The sequence below is a fragment of the Lacisediminihabitans profunda genome, from assembly GCF_008040105.1.
Lineage (GTDB): Bacteria > Actinomycetota > Actinomycetes > Actinomycetales > Microbacteriaceae > Lacisediminihabitans > Lacisediminihabitans profunda.
The window spans coordinates 172,211-188,042 of the sequence record NZ_VRMG01000009.1 but is presented as its reverse complement, the minus strand read 5'-3'; the positions used below and the strand labels follow the sequence as shown (position 1 = coordinate 188,042).

General features: G+C 66.2%; 11 protein-coding genes. 2 read left to right on the top strand and 9 right to left on the bottom strand.

What is annotated here, in order from left to right; translation table 11 throughout:
- Window positions 1–2: 2 nt before the first annotated feature.
- From FVP33_RS14250 to FVP33_RS14240, 3 genes are all read right to left on the bottom strand, one after another.
- The gene (locus tag FVP33_RS14250; protein ID WP_147784352.1) at window positions 3–1,592 is read right to left on the bottom strand and encodes an FAD-dependent monooxygenase; all 1,590 of its coding nucleotides are present in this window, start codon (window positions 1,590–1,592) and stop codon (window positions 3–5) included.
- Window positions 1,593–1,850: 258 nt separating this feature from the next.
- The gene (locus FVP33_RS14245; protein ID WP_147784351.1) at window positions 1,851–4,421 is read right to left on the bottom strand and encodes a family 78 glycoside hydrolase catalytic domain; all 2,571 of its coding nucleotides are present in this window, start codon (window positions 4,419–4,421) and stop codon (window positions 1,851–1,853) included.
- Window positions 4,418–6,292, bottom strand: a complete 1,875-nt coding sequence (locus FVP33_RS14240; RefSeq protein WP_187270728.1) for a glycoside hydrolase family 2 protein — start codon at window positions 6,290–6,292, stop codon at window positions 4,418–4,420. Before FVP33_RS14240 ends, FVP33_RS14245 begins: the two co-directional genes overlap by 4 nt.
- A gap of 224 nt (window positions 6,293–6,516) precedes the next feature.
- On the opposite strand from FVP33_RS14240, the gene FVP33_RS14230 reads away from it, so the two are divergent.
- Entirely contained in the window at window positions 6,517–7,506 is a 990-nt protein-coding gene (locus FVP33_RS14230) for a LacI family DNA-binding transcriptional regulator (RefSeq protein WP_246142347.1), read from the top strand.
- A 32-nt stretch (window positions 7,507–7,538) separates the two neighbouring features.
- Here FVP33_RS14230 and FVP33_RS14225 read toward each other — a convergent pair whose 3' ends face one another.
- The 5 genes from FVP33_RS14225 to FVP33_RS14205 all read right to left on the bottom strand — a co-directional run bounded on the left by FVP33_RS14225 (window position 7,539) and on the right by FVP33_RS14205 (window position 12,849).
- The gene (locus tag FVP33_RS14225) at window positions 7,539–8,720 is read right to left on the bottom strand and encodes a serine hydrolase domain-containing protein (protein ID WP_147784349.1); all 1,182 of its coding nucleotides are present in this window, start codon (window positions 8,718–8,720) and stop codon (window positions 7,539–7,541) included.
- Window positions 8,717–9,694 carry a glycoside hydrolase family protein gene (locus tag FVP33_RS14220; RefSeq protein WP_147784348.1) on the bottom strand — a complete coding sequence of 326 codons (978 nt, stop codon included), beginning with the start codon at window positions 9,692–9,694 and terminating at the stop codon, window positions 8,717–8,719. Before FVP33_RS14220 ends, FVP33_RS14225 begins: the two co-directional genes overlap by 4 nt.
- Window positions 9,695–9,764: 70 nt before the next feature.
- Window positions 9,765–10,589, bottom strand: a complete 825-nt coding sequence (locus FVP33_RS14215) for a carbohydrate ABC transporter permease (RefSeq protein WP_147784347.1) — start codon at window positions 10,587–10,589, stop codon at window positions 9,765–9,767.
- The gene (locus tag FVP33_RS14210; protein WP_246142346.1) at window positions 10,589–11,422 is read right to left on the bottom strand and encodes a carbohydrate ABC transporter permease; all 834 of its coding nucleotides are present in this window, start codon (window positions 11,420–11,422) and stop codon (window positions 10,589–10,591) included. The genes FVP33_RS14215 and FVP33_RS14210 overlap by 1 nt, the downstream gene beginning before the upstream one ends.
- Window positions 11,423–11,502: 80 nt before the next feature.
- On the bottom strand, window positions 11,503–12,849 hold the full coding sequence (locus tag FVP33_RS14205) for an ABC transporter substrate-binding protein (protein ID WP_147784345.1): 1,347 nt from the start codon (window positions 12,847–12,849) through the stop codon (window positions 11,503–11,505).
- A 266-nt stretch (window positions 12,850–13,115) separates the two neighbouring features.
- On the opposite strand from FVP33_RS14205, the gene FVP33_RS14200 reads away from it, so the two are divergent.
- Window positions 13,116–14,144: a LacI family DNA-binding transcriptional regulator gene (locus tag FVP33_RS14200; RefSeq protein WP_147784344.1), complete on the top strand. Its 1,029-nt coding sequence runs from the start codon at window positions 13,116–13,118 to the stop codon at window positions 14,142–14,144.
- A gap of 121 nt (window positions 14,145–14,265) precedes the next feature.
- Here FVP33_RS14200 and FVP33_RS14195 read toward each other — a convergent pair whose 3' ends face one another.
- A complete protein-coding gene (locus FVP33_RS14195; RefSeq protein ID WP_147784343.1) occupies window positions 14,266–15,252 on the bottom strand; it encodes an MIP/aquaporin family protein in 987 nt (328 codons plus the stop codon).
- Between the last annotated feature and the right edge of the window lie 580 nt (window positions 15,253–15,832).

Here is a 15,832-nt window from a genome sequence, read left to right as displayed (position 1 = left end):
AGCTACAGGGCGCGGAGGTATGCCTCGAGCCCGCGGAGGTCCGTGCCCCGCGCGCCGTAGCCGATGTACCCGTCCGGCCGCACGAGGTAGTGCGCAGTCTCCCCCTCGCCGAGGCCCAGCCGGCGCAGCGCCCCCCTGGTCGAATCCACCCACACGTCCCGCTCGGCTCCGGCACTCAGCCGGGCGGTGCGCACCACCCGCCCCCAGAGCGCATCGAATTCCCGTCGATCGCCCCATCCCGTCAGCGGGCCGCAGAGCACCAGCTGGAAGTGCGTCGAGGACAGGCTCCGCTGAATCGTCGTGGGGACGCCGTTGACGACGATGCCCGAGTCAGGCAGACGATCACCGGGGCGCGGTCCGCCTCTGAGCGGCGGACGCCCCGCGACGGAGAGCGGGCTCCCAGGGTATCGAATGCCCAACTGCGAGATCGCTCGAAAGCCGAGCCGGCGCAAGGCGGGTATCCGAATGACGAGGGGCACAGCCACGGCCGCCACCCGCGGTCGGAAGAACCGCATGAGCCCGTTCGTCGACGTGGCCACCCGGAAGGCGCGGTTGGTCGTTCGAAGAACCGACCTGGCGACCGGCAGCCGTTCGGCCTCGTAGCTGTCGAGGAGGTCGTCGCGCGCGAGCCCCGACGTCACGAGGGCGAGTTTCCAGCCGAGGTTCACGGCATCCTGGATCCCGGTGTTCATCCCCTGCGCCCCGGCCGGGCTGTGGATGTGGGCGGCATCACCCGCGAGGAACACCCGGCCCGCTCGAAAGCGGTCGGCCCGACGGCTCTGCACGGAGAAGTTCGTCAGCCAGACGGGATCGTGGAGCCTCACCCGACCGCCGGTGTACGGGTCGACCATCGCCTGAACGGACGCCAGCGACGGCTCTCCGAGCTTGAGGCCCGGCGGCACCATGACCAGGATCCGCCAGGTGGCCGGCGAGCCCAGCGGAAAGAGGAAGAGCATCCCCTCCCGGGCCGGGAACGCGTGCAGGAGTCCGACCGGAAGTCCGTCCGCCTCGACATCGGCGAGAACAAAGGTCTGCGGAAAGGCCGAGCCGGAAAAACCGATCCCGCTCGCGTGCCGCACGACGCTGTGGGCGCCGTCGCATCCCACCACGTAGCGGCTTCGCACTCGCCATTCGCCGGACTCACCGCGAAGCGTGCAGGTGACGTCGCCCCCACTCTGGTCGAGCCCGACCAGCTCCACACCACGCTCGATCACGACCCCGGACTCGGTGAGGCGACGGGCGAGAATCCTCTCCGTCTCGGCCTGCGAGAGAAAGAGCAGGTACGGGAAGGCGGTCTCGCCCGCCCCCTCGCCGAAGAGCTTCAGCTCGGTCGTGCGGTTCGAGAAGTGCATCACGAGAACGGCGGCGGTGTCGCCGGCGGCGACGAGCTCTTCGCTCGCGCCGTGACGGGCGAGTACCTCGAGCGTGCGGGCCTGGATCGCGAGAGCGCGCGACTCGTGCACCGCGGTGGGCGCCCGGTCGATGATCCGGAAGCTCACGCCACGGGCGTGAAGCTCGCCGGCGAGCGCCAGTCCCGTGGGGCCGGCGCCCACGATCAGCACGTCAACAGTCGCCTCGTCGAGCTTTGCCATTCCGTCACCCTAGACCGCCAGGGCATGGATGGACACGCCCGTCCCGACGGCCCGGCGATCCGACCGGTCAGCGGGCGAGTGAGGTCTACTCCGACGAGCACATCCACCACGACGTCGACTATCGGCCCGACGATCAGTCCCGTTTCACATCGGCACCATCCACCTCATTCCGTGGCACGACTTCTCGGTTCCGGTCGTGCCCCTCGAGTGTTCACCTCCGTGCACGACATTCCCCCGAGTCGGTACGCATCCGAGCAGCTACGACCCTGACGGCGGCGCGGAGTCCACCGTCCAGGTATGGGCGCCCGAGCCCACCGCGATCGGCTCGCGCCCCGGCAGAATGACCTCTGCCGTGGTGTTGGCCGGCACCTCGGCCTCCACCACCACGCGGTCGCCCTCACGACGCCAGGCCACGCGAGCCGGACCATACGGGGTGTCGAGGCTCGCGGTCGCGTGGTCGAGCTCGGCGAGCGGCTGGGGCGCGATGCGGATGACGCGGTAACCCGGTGCGGCCGGCGCGAGGCCCGCAACGGTGCGATGGAGCCAGTCGGCCACGGCGCCCAGCGCGTAGTGGTTGAACGACGTCATCTCGCCGGGGTTGATCGAACCGTCCTCGAGCATGCTGTCCCAGCGCTCCCAGATGGTGGTCGCCCCCATGGTCACCGGGTACAGCCAGGACGGGTTCTCCGTCTGGGTGAGCAGCCGCCCGGCGACGTCCAGGTGGCCGGTCGCGGTCAGCGCATCGGCGATCAGCGGGGTCCCGACGAAACCGGTTCCAATGCGGTACCCGTTCTCGCTGACCAGTTCGGCGAGCCGTTGCCCCATCCCGGCGCGCTGTGCGCTCGATCCGGACAGCCCGAAGACGATCGCCAGGGCGTACGCCGTCTGCGCGTCGGACATCATGCGCCCGGTCTCGGTGACGTACTCGCTCAGGAACGCCGCACGCACCCTCTCGGCGAGCGCCGCGTAGCGTTCGGCGTCGGCGTGCCGGCCCAGGATCGCAGCTGCCCGGGCGGTGAAATCGACCGACCGGTACAGGTAGGCGCTCGCGACGATGTGCGGGTCGGTCTTGGCCAGGGCCGCGTCGTGCGGCGGCGCGGTGGGATCGAGCCAGTCTCCGAATTGGAAGCCGCCCTCCCACAGCATCCGGTCTCCGGCGAGCGCGAGGAGGCAGTCCGCCCACCCTCGCATGCTGTCGAACTGCGTCTCCAGCACTCCGATGTCGCCGAACCGCTCGTGCAGCACGGTCGGCACGACCGTCGCCGCATCGCCCCAGGCCGCGGCTGGCGTGGCGGCGTCGTGCAGCACGTCGGGGATGACGAACGGCACGATGCCCCCGCCGGCCGCGTCCTGCTCCATCGCGAGATCGACCGACCACGACGTGAGGAACGCGTTCGTGTCGTAGACGAAGCTGGCCGTGGGAGCGAAGACCTGGATGTCGCCAGTCCAGCCCAGGCGCTCGTCCCGCTGGGGACAGTCGGTGGGCAGATAGAGGAAGTTGCCTCGTATGCCCCAGACCACGTTCTCGTGCAGGCGGTTGAGCATCTCGTGCGAACTCTCGAACCATCCGGTGCGACGCATGTCGCTGTGGATCACGACAGCGGTCACGTCGTCGCCGTCGATCGGCTCTGGCAGGCCGGTCACCTGCGCGTAGCGGAAACCGTGGAAGGTGAAGGCCGGTTCCCAGACCTCCTCGTCCACACCCCGGAGGGTGTACGTGTCGGTGGCCTTGGCAAGGCGAAGCGGTCGAACGCCGAGTTCTCCGTGCTCGAGCACCTCGGCGTGTCGCAGTGTCACGACGGTCCCGGCCTCTCCGCGGACGCGGATGCGCAGCCGTCCGACGAGATTCTGTCCGAAGTCGAGGATGCGCTGGCCAGACGCCGAGACGAGCTCCTCCTCGACCGCGCGTTCCTCGATCGCGCGAACCGCCGGCGAGGTCCTGGCCGTGGGCACCGGCATCGGGTCGGAGTCGAGACGGACCGCGTGCCAGCCGCCGTCATCGAAGCCGGCCTGCGCCCATCCATCCTGCTCGCGACGTGCGTCGTGGGACTCGCCGTCGTAGATGCCGGACGCGACGATGGGTCCCTCTCCGGTCGCCCGCCAGTCCGGCCCGGTCACGATCCTGTCGGTGGACCCGTCGGCGTACTCGATCGCCAACTGCAGCGCCGCCGCGGGTTGCTCGCCATAGAACGGGGGCGATGTCACGCGGAAGCCGTAGCGCTCGGTGTACCAGGCACCGGCGATCTGCACGCCGATCGCGTTCGCGCCGACCGCGATCAGCGCGGTGACGTCGGTGCTCTCGTGGATGAGGCGACGCGGATACGGCGTCCAGCCCGGCTTGAGGATCTGGTCGTCGACCTCCCGGCCGTTGATCTGCACCTGGTACGCACCGTGCGCGGTCGCGTACAGCGTCGCCCGCACGAGCGGGGCCGCGATCATGAACTCGGTGCGCAACAGGGCAGGCTGAGCGACACGCTCCGGCGAGGCCAGACCGACCAGGGGTGCCACCCACTCGCCGTCGGCCAGGAACGCGGCGACAAACTCGCGCGGTTCGCTCCATTCGGACACCACCCCGTCGTTTCCGGTGACTCGCACGCGCACGGCGTGCCGGGACCGCGGCACGATCGGCGCGAACGGCCACGCGACGAGCACGGAATCGCGACCGTCGACGGCCGAGAGGTGCTCGCCGTCGAGTTCGATCTCGGCACCGACCTGGGTCCACTCGCCGGTGGTCGAGGCGGTGGTCCAGCTCAGACGCGGCGTCGAGATCGCGACATCGTCGCTGTCCGTTCGCAGCTCGACCGTGACGGACGTGACGGTGGCGGTCATGCTTCTCCCACCTGACTGGTGTCGGCGGTGCTTTCGTACGCGGCCGGCGCGATCTGCACGGCGCGGATGCGCTCGATGTCGAACTTGGGGTTGCGGTCGAAGTCGTAGATTCCGTTCTCCTCCTGGAACGTGTCGGTGAGCTGCGTGTAGCAGTAGCCGAACATCCCGGCGTCGTCGAGCAGCACGCGGGTGAGTCCCGCGAATCTCTCGTGCCAGGCCTCGAGACTGTCGACTCGCTGCCCGTAGCCCCACGACGTGTCGCGGTGGGGATCGTCGGAATACTCCTGCTCCTCGGCCAGGCGGGCGGCGTTCCACCAGATGCCGCCGTACTCCGAGACGAAATACGGTTGCCCGGAGTAGCCGTAGGAGATCGGGACCCCGTCGTGGTCGTTGAGGTACGGGCGGCCGTCCCCGAGCCCGGACTGCTGGGCGCGAAAGGCGTCGGGGTCCTGCTCGTAGGAATGGGAGTCGTAGACGTCCGCTCCCCGCACCCGATGCGAGTAGCCGGAGGCGTCGATCACCGGGCGGGTGGGATCGGCGGCCTTGGTGGCCAGGTACATGGCCTCCGTCACGTCGTCGAGCTGGGTCACCCTGTCGTGCAGCAGCTGGTGTGTCTCGTTGAGCGGGCACCAGCCGATGATGGACGGGTGGCTGCGGTCCCGGGTGACCACCTCGAGCCACTGGCCGATGAACGAGGCCGTCGGCTGCTGGTTGTCGCCCTCCGGCCCGCGGCCCGAGACTCCCCAGTCGCCGAACTCGCCCCAGACGAGGTAGCCGAGCCGATCGGCGTGGTAGTAGAAGCGCTCCTCGAACACCTTCTGGTGCAGCCGGGCGCCGTTGAAGCCGGCCGCCATCGACAGTTGGATGTCGCGCAGCAGGGCCGCGTCGTCGGGCGAGGTCATCAGGGTGTCCGGCCAATAGCCCTGGTCGAGCACGAGTCGCTGGAACACGGGCTCGCCGTTCAGCAGGATGCGGTTGCCGCTGATGGCGACGGAGCGCAACCCCGCGTACGACTCGACCTCGTCGACCACCCCCTCGTCGGAGACGAGCCGAACCGTGAGGCCGTAGAGGTGCGGGTCCTCCGGTCCCCAGAGCCGCACGCGATCTGCCGGCACCGCCAGGGTGAGATGCGGCGCAAGGTCGTCGGCGGCCACGCTCGCGGAGGCGACCTCTCCGCGGTCGTCCGTCAGCGTCGCCTCGAGCCGCAGGCCGTCCGCCAGGTGGGCGACGTCGGCGGTGACGAGGAAGCTGCTGTCTGCGCGCTGCGGAACGATGTTGAGCGATCGGATGTGGGCCGGCGCCACCGGCTCCAGCCACACCGTCTGCCAGATCCCGGTGGTGCGCGTGTAGTTGCAGCCGGTGTTCTTGTACCAGGTGGACTGCTTGCCTCGGGCCTGCGCATCCGTCGGGGTGTCGCGCGCGCGCACGACGATCGTGATCTCGTCGCCGGCGATCGCGATTCCGGCGAGCGTCGCGGTGAAGGAGCTGAATCCGCCCCGATGGCGCGTCACCTCGATGTCGTTCACCCAGACCGTCGCGTCGTGGTCGACCGCCCCGAAGTGGAGCAGAACGTCACGCCCCGCCCAGTGTTCGGGGATGCGCACCTGGCGGCGGTACCAGACCGCGTGCAGGAAGTCGGTGTTCTCGACCCCGGAGGCGCGGGACTCCGGGGCGAATGGAACCACGATCTGGCCGTCCAGTTCGCGCCCCCGAAGTCCGCGATCGATCCCGGAGTCTCCGTGGTCGATCTCGAACTGCCAGAGTCCGTTGAGGTTCAGCCAGTCCGGGCGGACGAGCTGCGGTCGGGGGTATTCCGGCTTCGGAATGGGCAGAGCCACGGAGTTGCCTTTCGTTGGGGTGGAGCTGGTCATCCCCTAGAGCACGAGCGGGGGGATGGTGATGAGGAGGATGTCCATGAACAGGAGGTCGTACTGGTTGACCGCCGTGCTCTGGAAGTTGCACAGGGTCAGCTGCACGGTGGAGTTCTCCCGAATCCTCTTTGCCTCGAGGCAAACTGTGACTCCACGGTAGCGCGGCGTTTGCCTCGATGCAATATAGAGTTGTACCGGAGGGCGTGATGGGCAGTCGGCGAGACGTGGCCAGGGCAGCAGGCGTGTCCGTGCGCACGGTCAGCAATGTGGTCAACGGTTACGCCCACGTCGCCGAAGCGACGAGGGCCCGGGTGCTGCAGGCGATCGCCGATCTGGATTATCGGCCGAGCGAACTGGCCCGCAGCCTCAAGCGCGGCCGGTCCGGGTTGATCGGGCTCGTTCTGCCGGAGCTCGACACCCCGTACTTTGCCGAGCTGACTCGGGCCTTCGTCGAAGAGGGAGCCTCGCGCGGCCTCACCGTGGTCATCGACCAGACCGACGGCGATCTGGAGCGAGAGCGCTACCTCATCGACCGCACCGAGTACGGTTCACTCTTCGACGCCCTCGTCATCAGTCCGCTCGCGCTCACGCCGGCGCATCTCGACGCGATTTCGGACGATCGCCCCCTCGTCTTCCTGGGCGAGAATCCGTTCCCGCGCTTCGACCACGTCATGATCGACAACCGCCTGGCGTCACGGCAAGCGGTGAGGCACCTCTTCGAGTCCGGCAGGCGCCGCATCGCCGCCATCGGCACGAAGGGCACCGACCACGGCTCGAGCTCGCAGCGCCTCGCCGGTTACCACGACGCGCTCCGGGATGCCGGGCTGGGCGAATCGGAGTCAATCGTGGAGCACGTCGACAGGTTCCGCCGTGCCGACGGGGCGGCGGCGATGGCGCGCCTGCTCGACCGCCCGGATCCGCCGGATGCCGTGTTCTGCTTCTCCGACCCTCTGGCCCTCGGCGCGCTGCGCACCCTCGCCACCCGCGGCGTACGGGTGCCGCACGACGTGGCCGTCGTCGGCTTCGACGACATCGAGGACGGCGCGTTCAGCACACCATCACTGACCACCATCAGCCCCGACAAGCGTTTCATCGCACGCACGGCCCTGGGGCTCGTCGAACGCAAGCTCTCGGGCACGGCGGAGTCCGCCGCCCTGGTGATCGCCCCCCACGCGTTGATCCTTCGGGAGAGCAGCGCGCCCTCGAGACCGTGAATGCGCAGGAACCCGCAGAGCCGACGGCCCCCTCAGTCGGACCCGGGCCGCAACACGGCGCGAAGGGCATCGATGATGGCCGTCCCGCGGAAATCATCGATCCCCTCCATCAGATTGGTGAGGAACGCGAAGCCGACACCCAGGGCCGGGTCGGCGAAAGCGACCTGTCCACCGGCGCCGTCATGGCCGAATCCGGATGGAGTGAGATACCGCCGCGCCTCTGAGTCGAGCTGGAAGCCCATGCCCCACCGCGGCCAGGGTCCTGGAACATCCAGGACCGGAGGTCCCTCGCTCTGCACCTGGGTGGCTTCTCTCAGAGTGGGGTCATCCAGAAGGCGGACTCCTTCGGTCTCGTGGACTGTCGCGGACCAGATTTTCGCCAGAGCGCGCGCGCTCGAGATTCCTCCGGCCCCGGGAATCTCCGCTTCCTGTACTCGAGGATCGTTGAAGCCGACGGCATCACCCACGAGGGCCGCAGGGAAGGCCTCGCCCAGGGTCATGGCCCGCTCCGACCAATCGACACGGCCCGGCCGTCGGGCCTCGGCCTGGTTCAGGACCAACTCAGCGAGGGTCGATCCGACCTGCATGTGCGCGACACTGATCGACAGCGCGGCGGGCAGACCGATCCAGGCGTCTGCGTCGAGGGGGCCCGCAACGGACTGTTCGAAGTACTCGCCAACAGTCAGCCCGGTGATTCGCCGGACCACTTCGCCGATCAGCCAGCCGTGGGTGATCGCATGGTACGCCCAGCCGGAATCCGGCTCCCAGAGCGGCGCCTGAGCCGCAAGATAAGAGGTCACCGTCGACCAATCGACGACGTCGGCCGTCGTGAGTATCTCCCGCGGCGCCGAGAGGCCGGAGCGATGGGCCAGCAGGTCTTTCACCCTCACCGCTTCTTTTCCTGCTGCACCGAACTCGGGCCAGTAGTCGGTCACGGCGGCCTGGTAGTCGAGGCGCCCCTCTTGCACCAGCCGTGCCGCGAGGATGGCGGAAAGACCCTTGGTGCAGGAGAAGATGACACTCGGAGTGTCGCCTGTCCAGGCCTCGCCGGTACGCTCGTCAGCCACGCCGCCCCAGAGGTCTACGACAGTCCGGCCTCGATGCCGAATGCTGAGTGCCGCTCCCATGTCGGGCTTCCCGTCGAAGGCGGATTCGAACGCCGACCGAACGGACTCGAAACCGGGCGCGGCCGTGCCGAATACAGTCGTGATCACGAGGTGCCTGCCTTTGCTGCGAGTTGGATGGACGGGCCGCCGTTTCGCCACGCAAAACGGAGGGGATCCCCGAGTGTTCCGACGAAGTCGCCGCCTTCAGAGGTGTTCTCGAAGGCGAGCAGAACCCACTCACCGTGACGGTCCCGAATGACTCGCCCGCTGTAGAGCGACTCCGGTGCTATGAGTTCGGCGCGTCCCACCGCGTATGGCCCCAGAAGCGAATCGGGCGCCAGCGCCCAAATGCCGCCCGTGTCACCCTTCTTCCTGCGCACACTGGAGAGTGCGCCGCTGTCGCAGGAAAAGAGAAGAAGGAGGCGGTCGTCGACGGTCGCGATCTGGGGAACCTCGAGGTGTGCGAACCCCGCCCCGGGCTCGCTCATCGGCGGTTGGACCTCCCACCGCTCCAGGTCCGACGATGTGGCGTGACCGACTACGCCGCGCTCATCGACGTCGCCGCGATTCGCGCGTGCCGTGACGAGCATGTGCCAGCCGTCCCCGTTCGGATCGGCGAACACCCACGGGTCCCGCCAGGCCTCTTCGGGCCAGTCGGACGTGCCAAGGGTCTCGTACCAGCGCGGGTCTGCCTTGGCGATCGGGCCAGGAGACTTCACCCAGGTGTGCAGATCGGCAGAGGTGGCGACGCCGACGGTCTCCACGTTCGCGTTGGAAGTCTCTGAGAGGAATCGAGCGCCCGTATAGAACATGCGCCAGACGCCGTCGGGGCCATGGACGACGCTTCCGGTCCACGTCGCCGTCTCGTCGAACTCCCCGGGCCCGCCTGCCCGAATCACCACGCCGTGGTCGGTCCAGGTCGCCAGGTCGAGCGACGTGGCGTGACCGATCTGGGCGTTACGGTGACGCAATTGCTGGTCACCGAGCGACTTGGGTGCATGAAGGTAGTACATGTGGAACCGCTCGCCGTCGTCGGCGAGCCAGAAGTCCCACACCCAATGATGTTCCAACGAAAATGTCATGCCGTCCTTCTCGGGTCGTGTGATTGAGAATGCAGGCCTCGTATCTGACGGACGCTGCCGCTGCCGGTGCCTAGCCTTTGACGGCACCCTGCAGCAGTGCTCCGATGAACTGGCGCTGGAAGATCACGTAGATGATGATCGTCGGCAACATCACGATCAGCGCCGCTGCGAACAGCAGCGGCAGGGCGTCGATGTATTGCCCCTGGAACGCCCCCAAGGCTCCCGCCATGGTGCGCTTGTCCGGATCGTCGACGAGAACCAGCGGCAAGAGAAACTGGTTCCAGGTCCAGAGGAAGAGCAGGATCCCAAGCGCGGACAGGGCCGGTCGTGCAAGCGGGATTTGGATGCGTCGGAACTCCTGCAGAACTCCTGCCCCATCAACCCGGGCCGCCTCAGACAATTCGCGGGGAACGCCGATGAAGTGGGCGCGCATCCAAAACACGCCGAATGGCATGTAGAGCCCGATCAGGGGAAGAATGATCGCCCACTGAGTGTTCAGCAGGCCGTATGACGTGATCTGGTAGTAGAGCGGAATGATGATCGCCTCGAAGGGGATCGTCAATCCGAGCACCATCGCGACAAGCACAACCCGCCCGCCGCGAACTCGAAGATTGCCCAGGGCGTAGCCGGCGAGCGTTGCGAAAAGCAAGCTGACCGGAACCACGACGACCACGATCAGAAGGCTCGATCCCAGCAAGACCCAGACGTGGCCCACGGTGAAGGCGGTGACGAAGTTCTCCCAGTGAGGGTTGGTCGGCCAGGCGAGGCCCGTTGGGAGCCGATCCGGTGATTGAAGCGCTGCGGAAAGCATGCCGAGGAGGGGCAGTAGCGTGAGGACGAGGACGACGATCAAGATGATGCGTCCCACAAGGACCTCGGATTTGCTGGTAACCATCAGTCCCTCTCTCGGGCTATTCGCTGAACGGGGAGGACGACCGCGAGGACGAGAATGAGCAGAACGATTCCCAGCGCCGACGCGAGCCCCACCTGGCCCTGCACGAACGCGAGTCGGAAGATGGAAATGCCGGGAACGAGCGTGGTCGTGCCTGGTCCGCCCTTGGTTGTCGTGTAAATGATGTCGAAGCTGCTCAGCGCTGAGATGATCGTGATCGTCACCAGAACGACGATCTCCTGGCGAACGCCGGGCAGGGTGACTGCGCCGAACATTCGAAACCATCCGGCTCCGTCAATCCGTGCCGCTTCGTAGAGCGACGGATCGATCTTTCCCATGCCGGTCAGCAGCAAGACCGTGCACAGTCCGGTGAGAACCCACGAGCCGATGAGGCCAACTGCCGGCAGGGCCGTGCCGAAGTCGGCGAGCCACGAGCGGGACAGGAAGCCGAGGCCCACCGTGTTGAGGATCGAGTTGATGGTTCCGGTTTGTGCATACATCCATGACCAAGCGATTCCCGCCGCCACCAGAGGAACGATCTGGGGAAGAAAGAGGATGGTGCGAGCGGCACTCGAGAACGCGTTCTGCCGCATGTTTCGGATCAACGTGGCGAGGATGAGGCCGCTGACGACCGGAATGATCGTGAAATAGATGATGAGTACTAATGCATTCCCGATGGGGGCGAGGAGCGTCGGGTCAGTGAAGATCTGCAGGTAGTTGTACAAGCCGACCCAGGTGGAGGCCCCGATGCCGTTCCATTTGTAGAACGAGTACTGCACGGCCGTCAGCAACGGGTAGAGCACAAAGAGGCAATAGGCGACAACTGCCGGGAGCAAGAACAGCCAACCGGTCAGTAGCGCGCGCCGCGCCACCCGAGAGGTCCCCCGGGTAGCGCGGCGCGGTCTGGCGAGAGTCACTAGCCCGCCAGGTCCTTCTCGTAGAAGGCCTGAATTGCCTTCGTGAACGCGTCCGGAGTGATCTTGTCCGTGAGTAGGAGCTGCTCGTCCGGCTGCAAGGCGCCCTGGTAGATGCCCGACGTCGTGTTGGCGATGAAGTCAGTGAATCCGTCGTCCTTTCCGACGGAGGCCGACATCGCGAGCGCGGTCTCGATTAGCGAACCCTTTTCCACCGTCGGCAGCTTCTGGGCCGGGTCGCCGCCCGGTGAGGCGCCGGTGATGTCGACCACGATCTGCCGTGCTTTGCTGTTGGTCGCGATCCAGTTGAGGAAGTACGCCGTGGTGTCGTGATTCTTCGATTTCGACGGAATGGCGAATGTGTTGCCGGCACCCATGGCCACGTACTTGCCACCCTTGGTTGTCGGCGGCATCAGGAAGAACTGTGCACCGCCCTTGCCGAGGGCCTTCTGCACGTTGGCAGCATCCCAGTTACCGTCCCACATGAAGAGCCCTTGACCGGCCGTGAAGTTCGCCACCATCGTCGTGTAGTTGATGGCGTTGACGTCGGTCGGCAGGTAGCCCTTGGTCGCCCAGTCCTGGAATTTGGTCGCGCCCTTGAGCGAGGCCGGAGTGTCGAACGTGGCGCCGGGCTTGTTGAACATCCAGTCGATGAGTTTCGCCTTGTCGCCGTACTGATTGATCAACGCCTGCAGCACGAAGGTCCCGACGCCATCCTGCATGCCGGTCTGCACGGGGAGCACCCCCGCGGTCTTCGCCTTCTGCAGGTCGGCCTCGAGCTCGTCGATGGTGGCAGGCACGGAGGTGATTCCGACCTTATCCGCGAGCTTCTGGTTCATGTAGATACCGGTCACGCTATAGCCGAGGCCGAACTGCCAAAGGGAACCCTCGCCTCGCACCCCGGCCGTGGTCATCCGGGCGGAGGCCAGCTGCCCGGCAGAGAACTTGTCCCATCCATACGCTTTGAAATACGGATCGAGATTCGTCACCAGGCCGTCCTTCACCGTCGAACCCAGGGTCGAGAGCCGGATGAGGTCGGGGGCGTCGGCGCTTGCCATGAGTCGGGGCGAGTTCGCCAACAGGTTCTGGAAACTGTCGCGCACGATCTTGAACTTCACGTTGGGATGCTGCTTCGTGAACTCCGCCGCCAGATTCGACGTGACGGGGAAGCCCGTCTCGTCCTGAATCTTGAGTGTGACCTTCTTCGTCGTGAGCGCAGTACTGACGCTCCCACTCTGACCCTGGGAGGCGTTTGAACTTCCTGGAGCGCAGCCCGCCAGTGCGAGCAGCGTCACCGCCGCGGCGGCCGCTAGCACGACTGCGCGCGGGGCGCGAATGAATGTGCTCATAGGTTGACTCCTTTGTCGTCTGTTGATGCAGGGATGCTGTGCCAACTTCCCGGAGGGAGAACGTGGCGTGCTAAATGGGTTTAGCAACTGTATGCTCTCCCCAACGGTCCCTGCTTGTCAAGTTTTGTTATGGATCCTGCACTGGGTAACTGCGAACGCTTAAACGGTTTAGCATTATCGCTAACGGGCGGAATCGTTCTCTAGTAGGTCACCGGGCAGGCAGACGATCAGCGCGGTGGCTACCGTCGCACAGAAAGAGGGGGCCAATGGCGGCCAAGCGGGTGACCTTGGCGGATGTCGCGCGCCTCGCGGGGCTGTCGCAAACTGCAGCTTCGATGATTCTCAACGGGCGGCCCGACACCAGGCTGTCGCAAGATGCCCACGACCGGGTGAACGCCGCGGCCCAACAGCTCGGCTACCGCCCCAACGTGGCCGCTCGCGGCTTGCGCACCGACAAGACCCTCACGATTGGCTTCATCTCGGACGTCGTGGCGACGACCCGATTCGCGTCCGGGCTCATCAAGGGCGCGCTAGAGGCAGCGGAAGAGGCCGGCCATGTGATGCTCGTGCTGGAAACTGGCGGCGAGCCCGCCCGGGAGGCAGAGGCGATCGCTGCCGTGCTCGATCGCCAGGTTGACGGCATAATCTTCGCGACGATGCGCGCGCGCGAACTTTTCATCCCGGATCTCCCCGCTGGCACCTCGGTCGTCATGTTGAACGCGACGAACGCGCGCTATCACACCTCGGTCCTCCCCGATGAGGAGGAAGGCGGGCGCAGCGCCGTTCAACTGCTCGTCGATGCCGGACATCGATCTGGGATTGCCCTCATCGGGCAGAACGATGAGGTCGAGCGTGAAGTCTTTCGCTCCGCAACCGTGGCCAGGCGCGTCGCGGGAATTCGCAGCGCGATGGCCGCGAATGACCTTGAATTCTTCGCCGAGGAATCAATCTGGCTCTGGGAGCCGGAAGACGGATACCGCTCGACGAAGGCCCTGCTCGAACGAGGCAACGACGTGCGCGCGCTGGTGTGTATGAACGACCGGATCGCCTTTGGCGCCTACCAGGCTCTGGGCGAGGCAGGGCTCTCGGTCCCCGATGATGTGTCGATCGTCTCGTTCGACAATGACGAACTGGCGGCGTACCTTCGACCCGGGCTCACCACGGTCGGGCTTCCTCACGAAGAGATGGGGCGACGCGCAGTGGAACTGCTGCTGTCCGGTCAGGACGCGGGGCAGGTGCTCATTCCCATGCCGGTAGTGAGACGACGTTCCATTGCGGAGGTCCCGCAGGGGTGACACGAGGCGGCGCACTATCGAGTGCCGTCGTTCGCCCGACACCCAACGCTCTATGTCCAGAGGTCTGGGGCCGGGCCACGAAACACCTGCCGAGGCCCCGTAGGGCCAGCGAGTGCGTCCGTCACCGGCTGGCTCTCTCCGGCGTGTCCGGGCCCGGCGGGCGGGCATCGACCGGCTCCTGCCGCTCAGCCGCGTGTCCGCCGCCGTCGGCCAGAGCACGCAGTTGTCGCGCGTGCAGCACGTCACCGATGAACAGGTCGTAGACGAGGACGCCGATGATGCCGCCGATCAGCGGGCCAAGGATCGGCACCCACATGTAGGCACTGAACCATGTGCCGTCTCCTGGCACCGCGAGGTTTCCCCACCCTGCGATCCACGCGAGAAGCCGAGGCCCGAGGTCACGCGCCGGGTTGATGGCGTAGCCGGCGTTCGCGCCAAACGAGATCCCGATCGCGGCAACCGCAAATCCGATGATGAGCGGGCCAAGATTTGATTGCACCGCCGTATTCCGCAAATCGATGACAGCGACCACAATCAGCACCAGGAACATGGTTCCCACGATCTGGTCGATCAGTGGCCACCACATGTTGCCGTTAAAGTACGGCGCGGGGAAGGTCGCGAAGATCGAGAACGACGCCAGGGTGTGTCCGTTCACCTTCGCCCCCTTGCTCGCCGTGTCGAACGCGTTGATCGCGCTGATGTACACCAGCAGCACCAGCGCAGCACCGGCGAACGCCCCGATCAGCTGGGACGCCATATACGGCAGGACCTTCACCCAGGCGAACTTCCGCCTGATCGCGAACGCGAGTGTGATCGCGGGATTCAGGTGGGCGCCGCTGACACCGCCAGCGATGTACACGCCGAACACAACCGCGAACGCCCACCCCCAGGTGATCAACAGCCAGTCGCCGGTACCGAGGAAGAACGTTGTCGGACCCTGCGTCCGCCCCGACCCTGGCAGCGCGGCGACCGCCATCGCTACAACACCGTCGCCGAAGCTGATAAGCACAAAGGTCCCGAGGAACTCGGCCAGACACTCGCCCCAGAGACCACCCCGCCTCTTCAAGCGGGAACCCCGGAATAGGACGGGGATCGATTCGTCAGTCATGCCGCACCTCCACTAGTGAACAGGTACGGGCACGCATGCAAAGCGTGTCCTTTTGATCTCGAATGCTAGGCCGCCTCCCAGCAAAACGCAAGGCGTACCGCAATCTTTGCGCACACGCAATGGCTGTCGATGTCGACCGAAGAATCCGAGCCGAAAGGTAGCTTCTGCAGCGGACTGCTGTCGGTCTGATTGACTCGTTGACGTGCCCCGATGTGGGTCACACACCGGATTGACGCCGGGGACCAACGCGATTGGCACTTTCGCGTGTGGCGGCGATCCGACCACCCGTCGTCCCCGCGGCCTGGCCGCCCACCAGTTCATTGCGACGATGCTGACGGTTTCGGCGAATCTTCACGCATAGACAGGTGCAAAACCGCGACCCACCGTTCAAGAACGGCATCTTCAACGACGAAAGGCCACCGGAAAACCGGTGGCCTTTCATTTTCGGACCAGTTCCGCAACCAAATCACTTCAGTTTCGCAACGAGCCCTGTTGTTCCTGTTGTGCGCGAGGGGGGACTTGAACTCTCCCCGACACACGAGCACATGGGTGCATCGCAGTGCATTCGCGGCCAAGCATC